Source organism: Kocuria aegyptia (assembly GCF_039530085.1).
Classification (GTDB): Bacteria; Actinomycetota; Actinomycetes; order Actinomycetales; family Micrococcaceae; genus Kocuria; species Kocuria aegyptia.
This window is the reverse complement of the sequence record NZ_BAAAOA010000034.1, coordinates 1-4,798: the sequence shown is the minus strand read 5'-3', so window position 1 is coordinate 4,798 and position 4,798 is coordinate 1. Positions and strand designations below refer to the sequence as shown.

The following is a 4,798-nucleotide window of genomic DNA, read 5'->3' as shown; positions in this document are numbered from 1 at the left end:
TGGATCCGGGCAGGGTGGAGATCAGGCTCTCCGAGACAACATTGGTCGACAACTCGTACTCCTTACGACGTACTGCGGAACGGGTGGGACGGGGGTGGGACGGGTGGAACGGTTTCACGCCCCGGCCGCGACGGCCGGGGCGGCGGCGGTGGTGGCGGCGGCGGCGGCGGCCGGGGCGTGGGCGGCGACAGCGGCGGCCACAGACTGGGCCGCCTCGTGCGGCGGGGCAGGGGTGCGGGCGGCAGCGGCGATCTTCTCCAGGGTCTTGCGCCAGCGGCCGAAGAGCTTGACCTGGTTCCAACCCAGCACCGCGACCGGTTCCTCCCCGGCGTAGTAGACGGCCAGCAGGGAATCGTCCTCCGGGCCGCCGTGCTCGTAGACCACCCGGTCGGCGCGGGAGGCGTCGCCGGCGAACTGCAGGCGGGTGCCGTACTGATCGGACCAGAAGTAGGGGGGCTTCACCGCCGGCAGGGTCGCCGGATCCGCGCCCAGCAGCGCGGACACGGCCACGCCCGGGCGCTGAGCGGCCCCGGTCCAGTGCTCCACCCGCTGGTGGCGGCCGGTGACCGGCTCCCACCACGCGGCGCAGTCACCGACCGCGACGACCCCCGGGAGGCTGGTGCCCCCGACCGCGTCGCAGACCACGCCGTTGCCCAGCTCGATCCCGGAGCCCTCCAGCCAGGCGGTGTTGGGCACCGCCCCGATGCCCACGACCACGACATCGGCGGGCAGCACCCGGCCGTCGGCCAGGCGCACCGCGCTCACGGATCCGTCGGTGAGGTCGAAGTCGGTGATGTCGGCCCCGCAGATCAGCTCGACCCCGGCGCGTTCGTGCAGCCCGGCCACGACCGCGCCCAGCTGGGTGCCCAGCGGCCCGCACAGCGGGGTCGGGGACTTCTCCAGCACGGTGACCTCCATGCCCAGGGCGTGGGCGGTGGAGGCGACCTCGGCGCCGATGAACCCGGCGCCGATGACCACCATCCGGCCCCCCGCGCGCACCAGCTCGCGCAGCTTCTGCGCGTCGGCGATGGTGCGCAGGGTCACCACGTTCTCCGCCTCGGCGATCGGGGGCAGGTTCCGGGCCGAGGCGCCGGTGGCGATCACCAGGGCCTCGGCGTGGACGGTGTGCCCGTCCTCCAGGTGGACCGTGCGGGTGGCCGGATCGAAGGACACCGCCCGGGTCCCCAGGATCCACTCCGCGTCCAGGGCCTCGGTGTCGGTCTCCAGGGTCAGATCCGCGATCTCGATCCGCCCGGCCAGGAAGTCCTTGGACAGCGGCGGACGGTCGTAGGGACGCTGCAGCTCATCACCGATGATCACCAACCGACCACCGAATCCGAGGCTACGCGCGGCCCGGGCGGCCGACAGACCGGCCAGGGACGCCCCGACAATGACGAGGGACTCCATGGAGGACCCCTTTCGAGTGTTCTGGACCAAGGACGGGAGCGTGGCACGGGAGGCGGTAACCGCCCGCGCCGGGGGTGCGTAGTCTGCAACCCGCTTCGCAATATGAGAACAGCGTGAAGTGCATCACTCCTGCTGTCAAGCACTCCCCCGGATTTTTCGCACGGTCGTCGTCGCGGAGCGCAAGATCGGCCCGCGGGCGCGCCATTCCTTGACACCGCCCTCCAGCACCTCCAAGAATGTTGCGCATTGTGAAATTCGTTGCATGAGGGCAGCAGGGCACCCACCTCCGCGGCTCCTCCCCGTGGTGGGGGGCGAATCGCTCCCGGGCACTGCTCCGGCACCTCGTCAGTGGTGACTCCGCGCCGGTCGTGGCCGTGCAGGAATTCCCGTGCCATCGTCTGCGAGCACGTCGGCGGACGTGACCAGCGACAGAGAAGGGAAGGGCACCATGACCCGACAGAAGCCCGAAGTGCGCGAGGTCAACGAGAACGACCTCGAGGTGACCAAGCCCAAGGACTGGGCCGGCGGACTGCCTGCCGTCTACTACTCCATGGAGCCGGCGTTCGACCACATGGGCCCGGTCCGGGCAGGCCGGACGCTGCTGAGCATGAACCAGAAGGGCGGCTTCGACTGCATGAGCTGCGCGTGGCCGGACCCCGGTCACCGCAGTCCCTTCGAGTACTGCGAGAACGGTGCGAAGGCCGTCACGTGGGAGGCCACCCCCGTGACGGTCGCCCGGGAGTTCTGGGCGGAGCACCCGGTGAGCGAGCTGCGCGAGCGCTCCGAGTACTGGCTGGGCATGCAGGGCCGGCTCACCGAGCCCGTCCACAAGGCCAAGGGGGAGGACCACTACCGGCCCATCAGCTGGGACGAGGCGATCTCCATCGTGGCGGAGAAGCTCAAGAGCCTGGACGATCCGGACGAGGCGGCGTTCTACACCAGCGGGCGCGCCTCCAACGAAGCAGCGTTCATCTACCAGTTGTTCGTGCGCGGCCTCGGCACCAACAACCTTCCCGACTGCTCCAACATGTGCCACGAGTCCTCCGGATGGGGCATGGGCCAGACGCTGGGGGTGGGCAAGGCCACGGTCACCTATGACGACTACGTGAACTCCGATCTGATGATCCTCATCGGCCAGAACCCGGGCACCAACCACCCGCGCATGCTCAGCGCCCTCGAGAAGCAGAAGGAGAACGGCGGACAGATCGTCGCCGTCAATCCGCTGCCGGAGGCCGGTCTGCGCCGGTTCAAGAATCCGCAGAAGCCCAAGGGCGTCATCGGCAGGGGCACGGACCTCGCGGACCAGTTCCTGCAGATCCGTGCCGGTGGGGACATGGCGCTGCTCCAGGCGGTCTCCAAGCGGGTGCTCGAGGCCGAGGACGCCGCCCCCGGGACGGTGCTGGACCACGAGTTCCTCGACGAGCACTGCGAGGGCCTCCAGGAGCTCAGGGCGCACCTCGCCGAGCTGGACGAGCAGACGGTGCTGGCCGCGACCGGCCTGCGCTCGGAGGAGATCGACGAGCTCGCGGACCGGTACCTGAAGGCCGAGAAGGTGATCATCACCTGGGCCATGGGCGTCACCCAGCAGAAGAACGGGGTGGCCACCATCAAGGAGATCATCAACCTCCTGCTGCTGCGGGGCAACATCGGCAAGCCGGGTGCGGGCGCCTCGCCCATCCGCGGACACTCCAACGTGCAGGGCGACCGGACCATGGGCATCTGGGAGCAGATGCCGCCGGCGTTCCTGGACGCCCTGGGCAAGGAGTTCTCCTTCGATCCGCCCCGTGACCACGGGGTCGACGCGGTCGACGCCGTCCGCCGGATGCGCGACGGCGAGATCAAGTTCTTCCTGGCCCTCGGCGGGAACTTCGTCGCGGCCATGTCGGACACCGCCGCGACGGAGGCCGCGATGGACAGGCTGGAGATGAACGTGCAGATCTCCACGAAGCTCAACCGGTCCCACACCGTGGTCGGCGAGGAAGCGCTCATCCTGCCCACCCTGGGCCGGACCGAGATCGACCGGCAGGCCGCCGGGGTGCAGTTCATCTCGGTGGAGGACACCATGAGCGCCGTCCACCCCTCATGGGGCAAGGTCGCCCCCGTCGGGGAGAACCTCCTGTCCGAGGTCGCCATCGTGGCCAGGCTGGCCCGCGCGACGCTCGGGAACGTGGTCGACGCCGACTGGGAGGGCTTCGAGGCCGACTACGACCGGATCCGCGAGCACATCGGCCACGTCGTCGTCGGGTGCGAGGACTACAACCAGCGGATCCGTCAGGAGGGCGGCTTCGTGATGGCCAACGGTCCCCGGGACTCCCGCACCTTCAACACGCCCACGGGCAGAGCGCAGCTGACCGTCAACGCCCTGGACCCCCTCGAGTGCCCGGCGGGCCGGTTGATCCTGCAGACCATGCGCTCCCACGACCAGTTCAACACGACGATCTACGGCTACAACGACCGCTATCGCGGTATCAAGAAGGGTCGGCACGTGGTCTTCGTGAACCCGGAGGACATCGTCGAGCTGGGTCTGGAGGACGGCCAGCTCGTGGACGTGCACGGGGAGTACGTGGACGGCAAGGAGCGGGTGCTGCGGAGGTTCCGCCTCGTGTCCTATCCCACCGCCCGTGGGTGCGCGGCGGTCTACTACCCGGAGGGCAACGTGCTGGTGCCCCTCGACGACACCGTCAAGGGCAGCAACACCCCCGTGTCGAAGGGCGTCATCGTCCGGCTGGGGCCGGCGTCCGAGGGCCTGGCCGGCGGCAGCGGCGAGGAGAACGCGGCGGCGGACATGCCCACCACCGTCTGACCCGTCCCGGTCGACCGGCACCGCAGCTCGGCCGCCGCTTCCCGCACCGGGGAGCGGCGGCCGAGCTCGTCCGGGACGACGACGCCGTGCACCGTCCCGTGCGCCGTCCTTTCCCCTTGCCCGGTGCCTACTGGCCCGTGGCAGCCCACCCGATGCTGTCCTGACCGCCGTGGGCGCCGTCGGCGGCCAGGCGCCGGGCCGTGGCCGCGGCGTCGCGCACCGCCTGGTCCGGGGTCTTGCCGGCCCGGTTCCCGGCCGTGTCCAGCGCTGCGGCATAGCCGACGTAGAAGGTGGTCAGCGCCCCGGCCCCGGGGGAGACGGCCCCGGAGGCATGCTGGGCGAGCTGCAGGACCTCCTGGGTGTCCACCTTCAGGTCCAGGATCTGGAGCGCCTGGGTGAGCCGCTGGCTCCACTGGTCCAGGTCGGGGGCGTTGTCGTCGTGCACGGTCATGTCGTCTCCTTCGGGTCGGGAACGGAACGGCGTATCAGCAGTGGGCCGGTCCTGCCGCCGGGCACAGCCGCAGCGGGTCATCCGCCGGAGAAGGGTGGCAGGACGTCGAGGACCGCCCCGGCCGGGACCGGGGTGTC

3 protein-coding genes are annotated in these 4,798 nt (G+C 70.4%); 1 reads left to right on the top strand and 2 read right to left on the bottom strand.

From position 1 onward, the window contains the following. Positions 1-114: 114 nt before the first annotated feature. Positions 115-1,407, bottom strand: coding sequence for an NAD(P)/FAD-dependent oxidoreductase (locus ABD220_RS13520; protein ID WP_344123387.1), 1,293 nt, complete (start codon positions 1,405-1,407; stop codon positions 115-117). A gap of 448 nt (positions 1,408-1,855) precedes the next feature. Between ABD220_RS13520 and ABD220_RS13515 the strand changes: the two genes are divergently transcribed. Beyond that, a complete protein-coding gene (locus ABD220_RS13515) occupies positions 1,856-4,210 on the top strand; it encodes an FdhF/YdeP family oxidoreductase (RefSeq protein WP_344123385.1) in 2,355 nt (784 codons plus the stop codon). 127 nt (positions 4,211-4,337) lie between these two features. Here the strand turns inward: ABD220_RS13515 and ABD220_RS13510 are convergent, their stop codons facing one another. Further along, complete coding sequence (locus ABD220_RS13510; protein ID WP_344123383.1) at positions 4,338-4,661, bottom strand: DUF6457 domain-containing protein; 324 nt, start codon at positions 4,659-4,661, stop codon at positions 4,338-4,340. Positions 4,662-4,798 lie beyond the last annotated feature (137 nt).